This window comes from Enterococcus sp. 7F3_DIV0205 (genome assembly GCF_002141365.2).
GTDB lineage: Bacteria > Bacillota > Bacilli > Lactobacillales > Enterococcaceae > Enterococcus_L > Enterococcus_L palustris.
Genome location: NZ_CP147244.1, coordinates 1,099,719 through 1,115,271, shown reverse-complemented (window position 1 = coordinate 1,115,271; position 15,553 = coordinate 1,099,719). Strand labels below are relative to the sequence as shown.

The 15,553-nt window shown below is 36.2% G+C and carries 17 protein-coding genes; 15 read left to right on the top strand and 2 right to left on the bottom strand.

Features of this window, described 5'->3' with window-relative positions:
* Positions 1-4 precede the first annotated feature (4 nt).
* The 7 genes from A5821_RS05290 to A5821_RS05260 all read left to right on the top strand — a co-directional run bounded on the left by A5821_RS05290 (position 5) and on the right by A5821_RS05260 (position 5,380).
* Positions 5-664: a YutD family protein gene (locus tag A5821_RS05290; RefSeq protein ID WP_086313546.1), complete on the top strand. Its 660-nt coding sequence runs from the start codon at positions 5-7 to the stop codon at positions 662-664.
* A 6-nt stretch (positions 665-670) separates the two neighbouring features.
* A complete protein-coding gene (locus A5821_RS05285) occupies positions 671-1,441 on the top strand; it encodes a TIGR01457 family HAD-type hydrolase (RefSeq protein WP_086313545.1) in 771 nt (256 codons plus the stop codon).
* Position 1,442: 1 nt separating this feature from the next.
* A complete protein-coding gene (locus tag A5821_RS05280; protein ID WP_170922959.1) occupies positions 1,443-2,090 on the top strand; it encodes a TIGR01906 family membrane protein in 648 nt (215 codons plus the stop codon).
* A 189-nt stretch (positions 2,091-2,279) separates the two neighbouring features.
* Positions 2,280-2,894, top strand: coding sequence for a MarR family winged helix-turn-helix transcriptional regulator (locus A5821_RS05275; RefSeq protein WP_086313543.1), 615 nt, complete (start codon positions 2,280-2,282; stop codon positions 2,892-2,894).
* A 205-nt stretch (positions 2,895-3,099) separates the two neighbouring features.
* Positions 3,100-3,669 carry a DUF1836 domain-containing protein gene (locus tag A5821_RS05270; protein WP_086313542.1) on the top strand — a complete coding sequence of 190 codons (570 nt, stop codon included), beginning with the start codon at positions 3,100-3,102 and terminating at the stop codon, positions 3,667-3,669.
* Positions 3,662-4,519, top strand: coding sequence for a DegV family protein (locus A5821_RS05265; RefSeq protein WP_086313541.1), 858 nt, complete (start codon positions 3,662-3,664; stop codon positions 4,517-4,519). The genes A5821_RS05270 and A5821_RS05265 overlap by 8 nt, the downstream gene beginning before the upstream one ends.
* A 195-nt stretch (positions 4,520-4,714) precedes the next feature.
* Entirely contained in the window at positions 4,715-5,380 is a 666-nt protein-coding gene (locus tag A5821_RS05260; RefSeq protein WP_086313540.1) for an MIP family channel protein, read from the top strand.
* An 81-nt stretch (positions 5,381-5,461) separates the two neighbouring features.
* Here A5821_RS05260 and A5821_RS05255 read toward each other — a convergent pair whose 3' ends face one another.
* On the bottom strand, positions 5,462-6,229 hold the full coding sequence (locus tag A5821_RS05255; RefSeq protein WP_086313539.1) for an SDR family NAD(P)-dependent oxidoreductase: 768 nt from the start codon (positions 6,227-6,229) through the stop codon (positions 5,462-5,464).
* A 163-nt stretch (positions 6,230-6,392) separates the two neighbouring features.
* On the opposite strand from A5821_RS05255, the gene A5821_RS05250 reads away from it, so the two are divergent.
* The gene (locus tag A5821_RS05250; protein WP_249921828.1) at positions 6,393-6,776 is read left to right on the top strand and encodes a MerR family transcriptional regulator; all 384 of its coding nucleotides are present in this window, start codon (positions 6,393-6,395) and stop codon (positions 6,774-6,776) included.
* A gap of 45 nt (positions 6,777-6,821) precedes the next feature.
* Here A5821_RS05250 and A5821_RS05245 read toward each other — a convergent pair whose 3' ends face one another.
* Positions 6,822-7,781, bottom strand: coding sequence for a S66 family peptidase (locus A5821_RS05245; protein ID WP_086313538.1), 960 nt, complete (start codon positions 7,779-7,781; stop codon positions 6,822-6,824).
* Positions 7,782-7,966: 185 nt separating this feature from the next.
* On the opposite strand from A5821_RS05245, the gene yycF reads away from it, so the two are divergent.
* The 7 genes from yycF (at position 7,967) to A5821_RS05210 (ending at position 15,517) form a co-directional block, all read left to right on the top strand.
* Positions 7,967-8,671 carry a response regulator YycF gene (gene yycF / locus A5821_RS05240; protein WP_086313537.1) on the top strand — a complete coding sequence of 235 codons (705 nt, stop codon included), beginning with the start codon at positions 7,967-7,969 and terminating at the stop codon, positions 8,669-8,671.
* A 6-nt stretch (positions 8,672-8,677) separates the two neighbouring features.
* Entirely contained in the window at positions 8,678-10,507 is a 1,830-nt protein-coding gene (gene walK / locus A5821_RS05235; protein ID WP_086313536.1) for a cell wall metabolism sensor histidine kinase WalK, read from the top strand.
* Positions 10,504-11,811 (top strand): YycH family regulatory protein, encoded by a 1,308-nt coding sequence (locus tag A5821_RS05230; RefSeq protein ID WP_086313535.1) that lies wholly within the window; start codon positions 10,504-10,506, stop codon positions 11,809-11,811. The genes walK and A5821_RS05230 overlap by 4 nt, the downstream gene beginning before the upstream one ends.
* Positions 11,811-12,692: a two-component system regulatory protein YycI gene (locus A5821_RS05225; protein ID WP_086313534.1), complete on the top strand. Its 882-nt coding sequence runs from the start codon at positions 11,811-11,813 to the stop codon at positions 12,690-12,692. The genes A5821_RS05230 and A5821_RS05225 overlap by 1 nt, the downstream gene beginning before the upstream one ends.
* Positions 12,693-12,746: 54 nt before the next feature.
* Positions 12,747-13,553, top strand: coding sequence for an MBL fold metallo-hydrolase (locus A5821_RS05220; RefSeq protein WP_086313533.1), 807 nt, complete (start codon positions 12,747-12,749; stop codon positions 13,551-13,553).
* 207 nt (positions 13,554-13,760) lie between these two features.
* A complete protein-coding gene (locus A5821_RS05215; protein WP_086313532.1) occupies positions 13,761-14,660 on the top strand; it encodes a permease in 900 nt (299 codons plus the stop codon).
* Positions 14,661-14,674: 14 nt separating this feature from the next.
* Positions 14,675-15,517, top strand: a complete 843-nt coding sequence (locus A5821_RS05210) for a TIGR03943 family putative permease subunit (protein ID WP_086313531.1) — start codon at positions 14,675-14,677, stop codon at positions 15,515-15,517.
* Positions 15,518-15,553: the final 36 nt, after the last annotated feature.

Below are 15,553 nucleotides of genomic sequence, written 5' to 3'. Positions count from 1 at the left end.
AAAAATGACAGAAAAAGTAAAAAAAACATCCAAATCAGCTAAACCATTTAAACAAAAAGAAGAGACAACAGCGACGTTAACAGAAGAAATCACTGCTGTCCTTGAAGAGATAAAAGAAGAACCTGTCAAAGAAAAGAAAAAAGGTGAAGTCGTAACACTTGTTGATGATAAACATGTGACGATCGGTACGCGCGAGTATCTTTTAGTAAAAAATCATCGGGAAGCTTTTGATGCAGAGAGATTAGGAGAACGTTTTAGCGATGTTCTTTCAAGATATGATTATATTGTTGGTGACTGGGGTTACGATCAGCTTCGGTTGAAAGGTTTTTTCAACGAATCAAATCGCAAAGCTGCACCTGAACAGAGAATCGATACGCTAGAGGATTATTTGTATGAGTATTGTAACTTTGGCTGTGCGTATTTTGTGATCGAGCGAGTTGGTGGGAAACGTGAGAAACAACAAACACGCCGCAAAAAACCAAACAAAAAGCCAGCGAATTACAACCAAGCGCACACAGATGAAAAACGTGTGCCTGTAACAAATAAAACAAAACCTGTGATTAAAAATCGCAAAGAAAATGAACCGAAAAAACCAGTTGTTGGAAAACAAAATAATGGTGCTGGCCAAGGCCGCTCATTTACTATTCGTCAACGTGAGGAGTAATGATTTGTGAAAAAGCATTATCAAGGATATTTGATTGATTTAGATGGTACGATTTATTTAGGCAAAGAAGTCATTCCAGCAGGGAAGAGGTTTGTTGAACGTCTTCAGGAGTTAAATTTGCCTTTTCTTTTCGTGACGAACAATACAACAAAAACACCAGAGGCTGTTTCAGATCGATTAGCACAAGAATTCGATATTCATGTATCAGCTAAAACTGTTTATACAGCAAGTCTTGCAACAATCGATTATATGAAAGAACAAGAAAAAGGCAATCGGGTCTATGTGATCGGAGAATCCGGGCTGGTTGATTTGATTTTGTCTGCTGGTTTTCAATGGGATGAAGAATCACCAGATTATGTCGTTGTTGGTTTAGATACAGATATCAGCTATGAAAAATTTGCAACAGCTTCACTTTGTATCAGAAATGGCGCAACTTTTATTGGGACAAATCCTGATAAAAGCATTCCGACAGAACGTGGGCTGCTACCTGGTGCAGGCTCATTTATTTCTTTAGTCCAAACAGCGACGCAGACAGAGCCGATCATGATTGGGAAACCAAATGCAGTTATTATGAATGAAGCGCTAAAAGTGATGGATCTGAGCAAAGAAGATGTAATCATGGTTGGTGATAACTACGAAACGGATATTCAGTCTGGTCTTCAAAATGGCATTGATAGTTTACTGGTTTTATCTGGTTTTACAGCAAAGTCAGCAGTTGCGGATTTGCCTGAACAGCCGACTTATATTGTTGATTCACTAGATGACTGGACTTTTTGATATGAAGAGTGTGGAAAAAAATTGGATTTGGCGAGAACGACTAGGAATTGTATGCTTGATTTTGACTATCTTATCGCTGAGTATTACAATCACTATTAATTTTCGCCCGCTTTATATCGTTGATATTGATTCTTTGAAGATTTTGACCTATGTTGACATGGATAAATCCACATTACTAAAAAACTTTGGTGAGTTGATGAATTATTTAAATAACCCATTTCGTCACACACTGCAATTATCCGATTTTCCTGTATCAACAAGTGGGGCATTTCATTTTTATGAAGTAAAGCGTCTATTTTTACTATGTTATGGTGTGCTGATCGTGACGGTGGTTCCAAGCACTCTGTTTGTTTTCCATCTGTTCAAATCAAAGCGAATGTGGCGATTGATTCGTCCGTTCCAATGGGGAATGATCATCCCAGTATTTTTCGGGATTTTAATGGCAATCGGATTTGATCAGTTTTTTGTGGCATTTCATGGAGTCTTTTTCAATAATGATGATTGGTTGTTCGATCCGGTTACCGATCCGATCATAAATGTTTTACCAGAAGAATTCTTTATGCATAGCTTTATTTTATTTTTTGTTTTATTGGAGTTGTTCTTCTTAATCGGAATTATTTTAGGCAAACGACAACTGAAAAAACTGTAAAGAAGAGTATAAGTCACTGTAAGCAGACTCATTGAGTTGCTTCAGTGATTTTTTTCTATTATAAAGGTAGCTTTATAATTTTTTCAGCTTATATCAATTGGTTTTTTGGTGAATGTTGACAAAAACAACAGGTACCTTTATAATATAATTCAGGTACCTGATTTATAATTGACAATGGAGGACTAAATTATGGAAGAACAAACATTGATTGAACAATTTTTACGATTACAAGCAATGATGCAAAAATATTTTATGAAACGTCGTAGAGAACATGGACCTTTTGGTAATCCTCATAGAGGGCAAGGAAGAGTGCTGAATTTATTAAAACTTAAACCTGAAACAACTCAAAAAGAGCTATCTTATTTGTTGGATATGAGACCTCAATCACTAGGAGAATTATTAGGTAAGTTAGAGAGAAATGGATATATTAACCGCGAACCGTTGAAAACTGATCGTCGCGTGATGGTGATTCGATTGACAGAGGCGGGAAGAGCAGCAGCTGATAATAACAAGCAAGAAGAAGAAACACTTTTTGATGTACTGTCAGAATCAGAACAAGAATCGTTCAAAAATATTATGAACAAATTACTGGAAGCTTTAGAAGATGAAATTCCAGAAGAAGAGCGTGATTTTAGAGGAGCACATAAACACGGCAGACATAGAAGTCATGGTTTTGGTCGAGGACCTGGAAAAATGGATCCCCGTGATTTATTTGGAGTACCTGATTTTCCGAATAGGGGAAAATTTGACTTTGACCCATTTAAACGCAGCGATGAAGAGGATGATGGGTTTAATGATTTTTAAGTCTAGAGAAGGCAATTGAGTTTCTTGATTATTAGGAATAAAAAGAGAATTCACTTTTTATTCGGATTTCATGTGAGTGGGATATGACTCGTAGAGTTATGTTTCACTCGTTTTTTTATTAATTTTTCAATCTGGTTATCAAAACTAGTTTGAATGTTTTTCGAAATAATGTTAAACTGTTTTAGTAAATAGAAGGAGGGATCTTGTGAATGAATTAAAAGCCTCTTTACAAATTTGGGGAAAAGAATTGGAAGATGTCCATTTACCAAGATGGCATGAATTACCCGAATTAGAATTATATATGGATCAAGTGATCACACTTGTTGAACGCTACTTGTCACCAGTTATTTTAAAAGAAAAACATACATTACTCACCTCATCAATGGTCAACAACTATGTGAAATTAGGACTGATTCCAGCACCTATTAAAAAAAGGTATAATCAAAAACATCTCGCTTTTTTAATCGCAATTACGTTATTAAAACAAGTTTTAACAATACCAGAAATCAAGCAAGGTATTCTTTATCAAGGAGCAGCGGTTGGGATTCGTGAAGCTTATAATTTGTTTTGCGACGAGCAAGAAGCAGCTATAGCAGTTGTTGTTGCACAAGCGTTAGACAAGGAACCAGTTGCGGCATTTAATCAACCGATACCCGTAGAATTTTTGATTGTAAAAAGCGCAACGTTATCGTTTGCAACAAAATTGTTTACTGAAAAAGTCATTGAATTGGCACAAAAAAACTTAGAAGAAAATGGAGAACAAGAAAATGAATAAAGAAAAAATTGCTCTTTTAGTAGATTCAGGGACAGACGTGCCTCAAGAATTAGTTGAACAATATGGAATGTATATGATTCCGTTGCAGATCATTTATAAAGACCGTATTTATACAGATAAAGTCGATATCACACCAGAGGAAGTTTATGAACGCTTGCCTATAGAAATTCCTAGCACTTCGTTACCTGACGGTGAGACGATCACGAAAATTTTTGAAAAAATCAAAGCAGATGGCTATGAAAAAGTATTAGCTGTTACGATTTCTAGTGGGTTGAGTGGAACATTTAATGTTGTTCGTTTGATAGCAGAAGAATTTGATGGATTGGAAACATTTGTTTTAGATACTAAAAATATTGGAATTGGTAGTGGTCTTCAAGCTATTGAAGCTGCTAAAATAATTGAAGAAGGTCGCTCATGGGATGAAATCAAAATGACATTAACGACTAATGTGGCAAAATCTAAAGTTTTTTTCAATGTTGCAACGCTTGAATATTTACAAAAAGGTGGAAGAATTGGGTTAGTTGCTTCCATTTTAGGAAATGCTTTAAAATTGAACCCAATTATTTCATGTAATGGAGATGGTGTTTATCACACGGTTGCCAAAGCACGAGGTAGAAAAAAAAGTTTGGATAAAACCTTTGAATTAGTGAAAGCCTTCGTTGGAGACCATAAAAAATTTGTTTTGGCTGTTGCGCAAGGACAGGCGGTAGCAGAAGCAGAAACTTTCTACGAAAAATTGAAAGAACAGTTTCCTCAAGCAGAAAAAATTTATTTTGGTACGATCAGCCCTGCGCTAGTCGTTCATACTGGACCGGGGCTTATAGGAATCGGTATCCAACTTTTAGATTGATTTTGAATACCAACAAAGGAGCATTATTTAAATGCTTTTTGTTGGTATTTTTTTGATTTTCCTCATATGATTATATTTATCAATCATATTGAGATATTACTCATTAAATTTTCTCTCAATTTTAGTTGAAAGTATCAAGAAAATTTTCATGATTGTGATAATCTAGGTAAGAACATGGAGAAGGGAGGGAAATGTATGAAAAAAGCAATTGCAGAATGTCTTGGAACATTTATCTTGGTTTTCTTTGGTACAGCGACAGCTGTTTTAGGAGGCGGGATAGAAGGTATTGGCACAACAGGGATCGCTTTGGCTTTTGGCTTGACGATCATTGCAGCGGCTTATAGTATTGGTACGATTTCTGGTGCGCATTTGAATCCAGCAGTTTCTTTGGGAATGTGGGTCAATAAACGAATTTCAACAATGGATTTGATTTACTATATCATTGGACAAGTTGTTGGTGGTTTGATCGCTTCTTTTACTTTACTGTCAATTTTAAATGCTTCAGGAAGAGAAACAACAAACTTGGGTCAGAATGGCTTTGGTGATTTTAGCGCAATGGGTGCCTTAACAGTAGAAATTATTTTAACATTTATTTTTGTTTTGGTTATCATGACGGTCACAAGTGCTAAAAAAGGGAACGCAAAACTTGCAGGAATCGTGATTGGTTTGACGTTAACAATGATCCATTTGGTGGGAATTCCATTAACTGGCACATCTGTCAACCCAGCGAGAAGCTTAGGGCCAGCAATTTTTGCCGGTGGAGAAGCTTTATCTCAGGTTTGGGTATTTATCGTAGCTCCGCTGATAGGTGGCGTACTTGCAGCTATTGTTAGCAGATACTTATTGGATACTGAAGAGTAGACTTGTAAATTTTAAAATTAAATTGAGGCAGGGATGTGACTTTTAGAGTTATGTCCCTGTCTCAATTTATTTTTGACAACACTACAAATTGATAATTCCAGTTTGGTAATGGTCAAAAATAGGTCCTGATAAATTGAACTCAAATGTATCGCGGTCAACTAGCCCAACAACTTCTTGACTTTGATAGAGATCAATAAGAAGTTGCGCCATTTCTTTTGCTGTGTGAAATGTGGTAAAACCTTTGGTATAATCGTAAGTTTTTGACCCATTCGCAACTTGAGCAAATTCTGTTTCAGTTGCAGCTGGAGCTAAGACCTTTGCTTTAAGTTGGGCTTTTTTTGCTTGCAATTCTAAAGCGATAGCTTCAGTAAAGGCACTTACATAAAATTTTGTAGCGCAATACGTAGCAGCATTGGCAACATTTTTATATCCACCAGCAGAAGAAATATTGATCAACTGCGTATTTTCTTTGTCTTTATAGTCTGTGACATAAAGAGAGGATAATAATGTCAAAGCTTCAATATTTAAATGCAGCATTTGGCTAACTTTCGTTAAATCTTGATCAGCTACTGAATGATAGTAGCCAAAACCAGCATTATTGATCCATGTTTCAATATCATATCCTTTTAGAGAGCTGTAAAGAGCCAATACGTTTTTGCTTTGGGACAGATCAACTGTTTTAGTCAGAATCTCAAGTGTTGGATGTTTAGACAGAATTTCTTCTTTTAAGCGATCTAGGCGATCTTCTCTACGGGCAACTAAAATCAAATTTTTCCCGAGGTTCCCGAATTCTTTTGCTGTTTCCAAACCGATTCCTGAACTTGCCCCTGTGATTACTGTGTACTTCATACTGATTCCTCCTATTATTCAATGGTTTTAAAGCTAAATAATTCAACCTACAATAAACTTGTTTCCTCATAAAATGAGCTAATGATAAAAACGAAGCTTGATGGTACAATCGAAGTATAAGGTTTAGAGTTTACTCTAACGCAAGGAGAAATATAAAAAGGATGTGGAAAAAATTTACACGATTAGTGAATTTGCAAAAAAGATTGACATCAGCGAACATACGCTGCGCTATTATGAAAAAGAGGGATTGATTAAACCATCTAGAGATGAACATAATTATCGTGTTTATGGAGAGGAAGATCTTGATTGGGCGAAATTCGTGAATAAATTAAAAAAGACGGGTATCTCCTTAAAAGAAATCAAACGATATACCCAACTGAGAAACCTTGGTGATTCAACGATTACTCAACGTAAAAATTTATTATTAAACCATCGAATAAATATTATAGCTGAATATGAAAAAGCCAAAAGTCATTTAGAATTACTGGATAATAAAATTACATTGTACGAACAATTGGAAAAAGAATATAAAAAAGAAAGTCTCTAATGTTTGCTTCACTTATTTGTGAAGTCTCTATTAGAGGCTTTCTGTTTAAAAAAAGGTGATTTTTTTCTGTGAAGTATCGACAGTCGCTTGATCACCAATCGGAATCGTAAAAATCGGCTGCGTATGACCGAAGTTCATATCATAAATCACAGGAATTTCTCGTAATAAAGGATATTTTGCTAAAATAGCTAATAGTCGTTCTTCAGTCATTTCTGTTTCTTTTGGAAAACGTCCGATCAATAAGGCCTGAGGATGTCTTACGACTTGCAGCAAAGCAGCTAAACCACGAGCGAAATCATGATAGTCATCTTCTTCAGCATTTTCAACAAATAAAATAGAGCGTTCAAGGTCTGGTAAAAAGCGTGTACCAAACAGTAGTTGGAACGTACCTAAATTCCCACCGTAACATCTTCCGGTAACGGATTTCGAATGACTATAGACTTTCCAGTTATTCGCATGTAATACTCGCTTAGGCTCGGGTAAATACCATTCGTCTTGGCTCCAAGACTCAGAAGCCGTCACATGAAAAGCTTTTTCATCTGTTGTTGCGTGTAAAAATGTTTCGGTTTGATAGTCCTGTAGCTCATCCATTTGGAAACTGGAAAAATGGGGACCCACATAGGTGAGTAACTTTGTTTTAGCTGTGATTGCATTACATAAAGCTGTAATATCACTGTAGCCGCAAAAAATTTTAGGGTGGCGTTTGATCAATTCAAAATCAAGGTAAGGCAGTAGTTCGTTGCTGTTGAATCCGCCGATGGCCGTTAGAATCCCTTTGACGTTGTCATCTGAAAAAGCTTCATGCAAATCTTTGACTCGACTCATGATCGAAGAAGAGCCTAACACATCTTGTTCATTTTTATGTTCAGAAAAGGTGACGTGAAAACCTAAATCTGTTAATTTTTTTTCAGCGGATTTAATTCCTAAATCTGTTAAACGTGAAAAACTGCTGGATGGCGCAATGACTCGAATTTCATCACCAGCTTGTAATCTTGGTGCTTTCATTTTATCGCTTCCTTTAAAAAAACTTATTCCTAATTATAGTCAGAAAACCTTTTTTTTTGCAAGATATAGATAAGAAAGAGTAAGGACTCTTTTATCAAAGATGAAACAGTGGACAAAATAAGGTATAATGAGGGAGAATATGTTTAGACTATGAAAAGACAAAAGAAAAAAGAGGTGCCTCTTATATGAAAAAAATATTAGTTGTAGATGATGAAAAGCCGATTTCAGAAATTGTGAAGTACAACCTTACAAAAGAAGGATATGAAGTTTTCACGGCTTACGATGGTGAAGAAGCTGTTGAAAAAGTGAAAGAAGTAGAACCAGATTTAATTATCTTAGATTTGATGTTACCAAAAATGGATGGTCTGGAAGTTGCCAGAGAAGTTCGCAAAACCTATGATATGCCGATCATTATGGTGACGGCCAAAGATTCTGAGATCGATAAGGTTTTAGGATTAGAATTAGGGGCAGATGATTATGTGACCAAACCGTTTTCTAATCGTGAACTTGTTGCCCGTGTCAAAGCGAACTTGCGTCGTGGCGCTACAAGTGCTAAAGAAGCAGAATCAACAACACAATCAGAACTTTCTATAGGAGACTTAACGATTCATCCTGATGCTTATATGGTATCAAAACGAGGCAGTAAAATCGAATTGACTCATCGTGAATTTGAATTGCTTTATTATTTAGCGAAACATATCGGACAAGTGATGACGCGCGAACATTTACTTCAAACGGTTTGGGGTTATGATTATTTTGGAGATGTTCGTACGGTTGACGTGACTGTACGTCGTTTAAGAGAGAAGATCGAAGATAGCCCAAGTCATCCGACTTACTTAGTCACTCGTCGTGGTGTCGGCTATTATCTTCGAAACCCTGAACAGGAGTAGTGATTTATGAAGAAAAAAGTTCACTTTTTTCAATCGGTAAATTTTAAGATTGCATTATCATTTATTTTGTTACTATTGATTGCGATTCAAATTATCGGTGGCTATTTTATCCGTGAGCTGGAATCGACAACGATCAATGATTATAAGCAAAATGTTGATCGACAAGTGACTCAGTTGGCAAGCACACTTAGTGCAAAATTAGGTGAAAAAGATCGAGAGCGAACAGAGGTCGACGCCGATTTGAAAAAGACCTTGAGTGATTTCTCTGGATCGGAAACGATCGAAGCTCGCGTTGTTGATGATAAAGGAATCGTAAGGGCAACAAGCGATTTAAATCGACAAGGAATCGTTGGAAAGAAAAATGATTATCGTGACTTGAACGATTTTAGTGCCAAAAAATATCCTGCGATGGATAATGAGAATCGTGTATATATCAATGTTCAGCCTATTCAATCCCCGACTGGCGACACTGTCATCGGGGTTCTTTATGTTAAAAGTAATACCGAAGGCAAGTACCAGGAGATCACAGACACAGCTCGTATCTTCTTTACGGCATCTATTATAGCTGGAGCGATTTCAATCATTGTGACTCTTTTGATTGCTAGATCGATTACTCAGCCGATCGGTGAGATGCGGGAACAAGCCTTACGAATTGCTAAAGGTGATTACACTGGAAAAGTAAAAGTTTATGGAAAAGATGAATTAGGTCAGCTAGCAGAAACGTTCAATCAACTCTCTGAACGAATTGAAGAAGCACAAGAAACGATGGAAGCAGAGCGGAATCGTTTAGATAGCGTGCTAGCACATATGACTGACGGTGTTATTGCAACAGATAGACGAGGGAAGGTCATTACGATCAATGAAATGGCGCTTTCTTTATTGAATGTGAAGGATGAAGATGTGATCGGTTCTTCTTTACTAGAATTATTAGATATTGAAACGGATTATACATTGAGGAAATTATTAGAAGAACCAGAAGAAATTTTGATCGATCGTTCTTTGTCTTCAAGGGAAGAAGATCAAATGATCATTCGTGTTGATTTTGCAATGATTCGTCGAGAATCTGGATTTATTACTGGACTTGTTTGTGTGTTACATGACGTAACGGAGCAAGAAAAGAATGAACGGGAGCGTCGAGAGTTTGTTTCTAATGTTTCTCATGAATTGCGGACACCTTTAACTAGTATGAGAAGTTATATTGAAGCTTTAAGTGAAGGAGCTTGGGAAAATCCAGAAATTGCCCCTAATTTCTTAAAAGTTACGCTAGAAGAAACAGACCGCATGATCCGCATGATCAATGATTTATTGAATCTTTCAAGAATGGATTCTGGCAACGGAGAATTACAATTAGAATACGTCAATTTTAATGAATTGATTAATTTCGTTTTAGATCGTTTTGATATGATGGTTGAAGCGAATGATAAAAACTATACGATCCATCGTGAGTTTACAAAACGGGATCTTTGGGTGGAGTTAGATACAGATAAAGTGATTCAAGTATTGGATAATATTTTAAATAATGCTATCAAATACTCACCCGATGGCGGAGAAATCACCTGTCGTTTGCTTGAAACACATAATAATGTTGTGTTTAGTGTAACTGATCAAGGTCTAGGTATCCCCAAAAAAGATGTCAATAAAGTCTTTGAACGTTTCTATCGTGTAGACAAAGCCCGTGCGAGAGAGCAGGGTGGAACAGGTCTTGGTTTGGCGATTTCAAGAGAAGTGGTTAAGGCTCATAATGGGGCGATTTGGGTGGAAAGTCAGGAAGGTCAAGGGTCTACCTTTTATATCTCCTTGCCTTATGAACCTTATGAGGAGGACTGGTGGGAATGAAAATAACAGAAAAAATCGTAAGAATCGGTTTGGTTTTGTTAGTACTCCTAAGTTTGTACTTTTCTTTTAGTATTTGGATCAGTTCTGCAAAAAAAGAACAGCCGATAAAAAATGATTCTCAATTGACAAGTGCAGTTGTCAATGAGCGGATAGACACAGACGTATTTTTACCGTTGCGTTTAGTTCGTATGCAAGATGGAAAATCAGAAATGAATACTAGTGAGAACTTGATCACGAATATCCAAAATGAAATCAAGCACAGTTCGTTTGGGAAAATTGCTCAAACTGTTAGTGGAGACTTAGAACAATTTGAAAACTACCTGGCAATGGGGCAAGGTTTTGAATTACTTTATGAAGGACCATTTCTATTAAGAGAATATGTGTCCATCTATAATTTAGAGTTAAATCTAACAGATATCGATGCTGATGAAATTTATTTTACTTGTATTCAGGTCGATCTAGCACAAAACAAAATTCGTTTTTTAGATTTTAACCGTAAAGATGTTTACGAAGCACCAATTACTATAAACAACGAAAAAGTCTTGAATTTAATGAATAAAGTTGGTGTGCAATATAACCAAATTTCTGAGCAACAAGCACTTGATGGGAAACATTATTACTTGTCAGAAGATCTAAAAATGAAAAAATATAGTTATATTTTAGCCTCTCAACCAGTGACGAAGTTTCGAAATGCTTTTTTCTCGAATACAGACGATATTCAAACAAACGAAGATAGCAAGGATTTATCTTATACAAGCGGTAGTGAACGGCTAACTGCAGATGAAAAACTAGGAACAATCCACTTTAATGGCGATTTAGAGGCTAGAACAGTCAAAGATAATATTTACTCTGATAGTTTCAAGTATATAAAAAAACTAGGAACAAATATGGGGAATATTCGTTATTTTGATCGAACAGAGGCAGAGATCAATTATCGAACATTCGTAGAGGGATTTCCAGTCTTTAGTGAGAATGATAAAGGTCAAGTTCGGATTACGATCGGCAATGATAAAGCCGAAAAATCAAGTGTGGTCATCGAAACAAGCGTGGATACGATTCAAGTGCCGATTCCATCAGAAGAAGAAGTTACCTTGAAAAGTACAGAAAACTTATTAGAGCAGTTGATAGCAAATGGCGTAGATACTGAAAAAATCAATTCAATGATGATCGGTTATACTTGGCATAAAATCGAGGAAATAACCCAAGTAGTCGACCTGACTCCAGAATGGTATATTCGCTATGATAATAAATGGTATCCAGAGCGCGAATTAGTGGAACAATTGGCGAATTTGGAGGTGGAATAATGGACTTTAAACGAATTGAGTGGATTTTTTTCCTTGCCTTTTTAGGCTTAAATCTGTTTCTTTTTGGTATTTATCAAGAAGGGGTAAAAGAAGAGAGCAATGTTTCTTTTTCTGAGCAGACAGACAGTATTGAAAAGAGGTTGGGAAAGGATGGCATTTCGTATAAAGGTGTACTTTCTGGTGGAAAAAAAGAAGGATATTATTTGAGTGGTGAACAAACGAACTTTTATGATGCAATTCAAAATGAACGAGAAACGAGAGACCGTAATTTTTTTAAAAATGGAATCGAACTGATCGATAATTCATTAACTGCGTATCCTCAAATGAATTACACTCAAACGAGTTACTTTATTGATGAGAAGAATGTTAAAAAGTCTTTAGAAGCATTTTTAAACGATAAAGATAGCGTTTTGTTTGGCAATCAGTACCTTTATTTACCTGAATTTTCTACATTAGATGGTGAATTTCCAGAAGTCATTGTTTCTCAAAGTTATAAAAATATTCCTTTTAAAGATGATACGGCTCAAATTTCATTAAAGTTGGAAAAGTCAGATGAGTCAGATGGCCTACACAAAATTTATAAGTATACACAAACTCATATTCAAGGAATCGAAGAGTTGAGGGATAAGATGGATTTATCTTCTGAACGTGATGCTATTGAAACGTTGTATATCAATAATAAGATTCCTAGCAACGCGAAGATTACGTTTAGAGAGCTAGCTTATACAAGAATTTATAAAATTCGTGAGAAAAATGTGTATGTACCTGTATGGTTTGTTGGAATCAAGTCTAGTGGTAGTAATTTACAGATAGAACAGGTGAATGCCATGAGCAATACGATTATTACAAATAATACTGTGCCAAAGGTGGAAAATCAGTAGTGATGGTTGTATAATAATTAGCTGTAGACTAAAGAAGGGAAGCGAATAGAAAAAATGAGTCAAGAAAAAGCTTTTAACATCAGCATTCTTGCCAGCGGCAGTACCGGTAATTCCCTTTTTATTGAAACAGAGAAGAAGAAGCTGCTTATTGATGCAGGCTTGAGTGGGAAAAAAATCACTTCATTACTAGCAGAAGTCGGCCGTAAACCAGAAGACTTGGATGCTATTTTAGTAACACATGAACATCGTGATCATATTCATGGTGTCGGTGTCCTTGCTAGAAAATATAAATTAGACGTCTATGCGAATGAAAAAACGTGGGCAGCAATGGATCCATTGATCGGAAATGTTGCGCTTGAGCAAAAGCATGTCTTTGATATGGGAAAAGTGTTAACGTTTGGTGATATGGATATCGAAAGTTTTGGTGTTTCCCATGATGCAGCAGCTCCGCAATTCTACCGTTTCTTTAAGGATAACCGTTCGTTTGTCATGCTGACAGATACAGGATATTGCAGTGACCACGTACGCGGTATAATCAAAGATGCAGATGCTTATTTAATTGAAAGCAATCATGAATTAGAGATTTTACGGATGGGTCCGTATCCTTGGAGCTTAAAACAGAGAATTTTAGGAGACAAAGGTCACTTATCAAATGATGATGGGGCTTTGACGATGGCTGATGTGATCGGGGATCATACGAAACGGATTTATTTAGGGCATTTAAGTAAGGAAAATAATACCAAAGAACATGCTAGAATGGCGATGGAATCGATTTTAGCTGAAAAAGGGCTAGGGGTTAATTTTGATTTTAACGTCTACGATACAGATCCTGAATCAGCATCAGAATTATTTGCGATTTGACCAATTAAGAGTAAACCAACAGTCTTTTTTCGTTTTGGTTTACTCTTTTTGTTATGAAATGAAAATCTTATAGATGTTTTAATATATTCGAGCTTATCTTGTATTTTTGTTAGAGGTGCAGTATAGTTAATTATATTTTTGAATGTTAAAAAAGTATCCGTACCATATGCGATTACTGGTGTTATTTTTAGCAGTAGGAGGAATTAGATGTTTCAGTTTTTACCCCATTCAGTTTTACAAATGGGTACTATTTTCTTGTCTATCGTGATCGAAGCTTTACCGTTTGTGATGCTTGGTTGCGTGATCTCAGGTGCTTTACAAGTGTTTTTAACACCAGAGAGAGTCAAAAAAATACTGCCAAAAAATAAATTTTTATCGATTGTTGTCGGAAGTTTGCTAGGGTTCTTTTTTCCATCTTGTGAATGCGGTATTGTGCCGATTGTTCATCAGTTTGTTAAAAAGGAAGTTCCCACTTATACGGCGTTTGCCTTTATGATTACAGCTCCGATCATTAATCCCATTGTACTATTTTCTACTTACATCGCTTTTAGTAATTCAATAAAATTTGTTGTTTGGCGGGTTGTTGGGAGTATGTTAGTAGCCTTGGTCGTCGGTGTTTGGTTGGCTTATATTAACAAAGAACCGATTCTAACTCAAACAGAACTCGATCAGGCATGCCAAATAGAAGCTCATCATCATGAGAAAGAAACAGCTTGGCATAAAGGGTGGTCTGTATTGACGCATGGCATCGATGAGTTTTTTGATTCAGGTCGCTATTTGATTTTTGGTTCCTTGTTAGCTGCTGCTATGCAGACTTATTTGCCAACAGGTGCTATTTTACAATTAGGTCATACCAAAATTTTAGCGATTTTAGTGATGCTTATATTAGCAGCGACGTTGTCATTATGTTCAGAAGCCGATGCATTTATTGGTTCTTCATTATTGAGCTTATTTGGCAGTGGACCGATTGTCGGGTTTCTTGTTTTTGGACCAATGGTGGATATCAAGAATTTATTGATGATGAAACGTTATTTTAAAACATCATTTATGTTGAAATTTGTTGGAATCGTGACAGTTGTTGTTAGTCTTTATGCACTAGCTATTTAAGGAGGGAAGAGTAGATGATTCGTTTTTTGATTTTGATTGGCTATACAATGTTGATGATGTATTTGCAGGTATCTGGCAGACTGAATCAATATATAAATGTTCATTACAGCTATTTGGCGATTTTGTCGATGGCACTTTCTTTTGTGTTAGCGATTGTTCAGCTGATTCTTTGGAACAAAGAAGAGGATAAAAAGTCTGAAAATCATCATAACCAGGAAGGACATGATCATGGTTTGACCAAACCGTATCAACGTGGGATTGCGTATTTATTATTAGCGTTGCCATTAGTTGTAGGCTTTATGTTTCCGACGATTAGTTTGGATACGTCGATCGTTGAAGCGAAAGGCTTTAACTTTCCGTTAAGTAAAGAGTCTGTGGGTGATCCCGATGTAGAGACTCAATTCTTAAAACCAGATACAAGTATTTATTTTGACAAAACGGATTACAATGAACAAATGAAACAAGCGTTGAAAAAATATGTAAAAGACAATCACGTGACGATCACCGATGAAAATTATTTAGAAGTGATGGAATTGATTTATAACTATCCTAGTGAATTTGCTGGTAAGACCATTTCTTATAAGGGGTTTATCTTTAATTCTAAACGAAAGGAACAACCAGGAACATTTGTTTTCCGATTTGGAATCATTCATTGTGTGGCAGATTCTGGAGTGTTTGGATTGTTGACGAATATGCCTGAAGGTCAAACATTCAGCAACAATGACTGGGTGGAGTTAACAGGGACAATTCGTTCTGAGTACTATACACCTTTTAAACGGGAGATTCCAGCAGTTGATGTTACAAAAGTCAAACAAGTGGAAGAACCGAAGAATCAATATGTGTATCGCTCGTTTTAATAAAAAAGTACCAGCCGAAAAAAACGGCTGGTACTT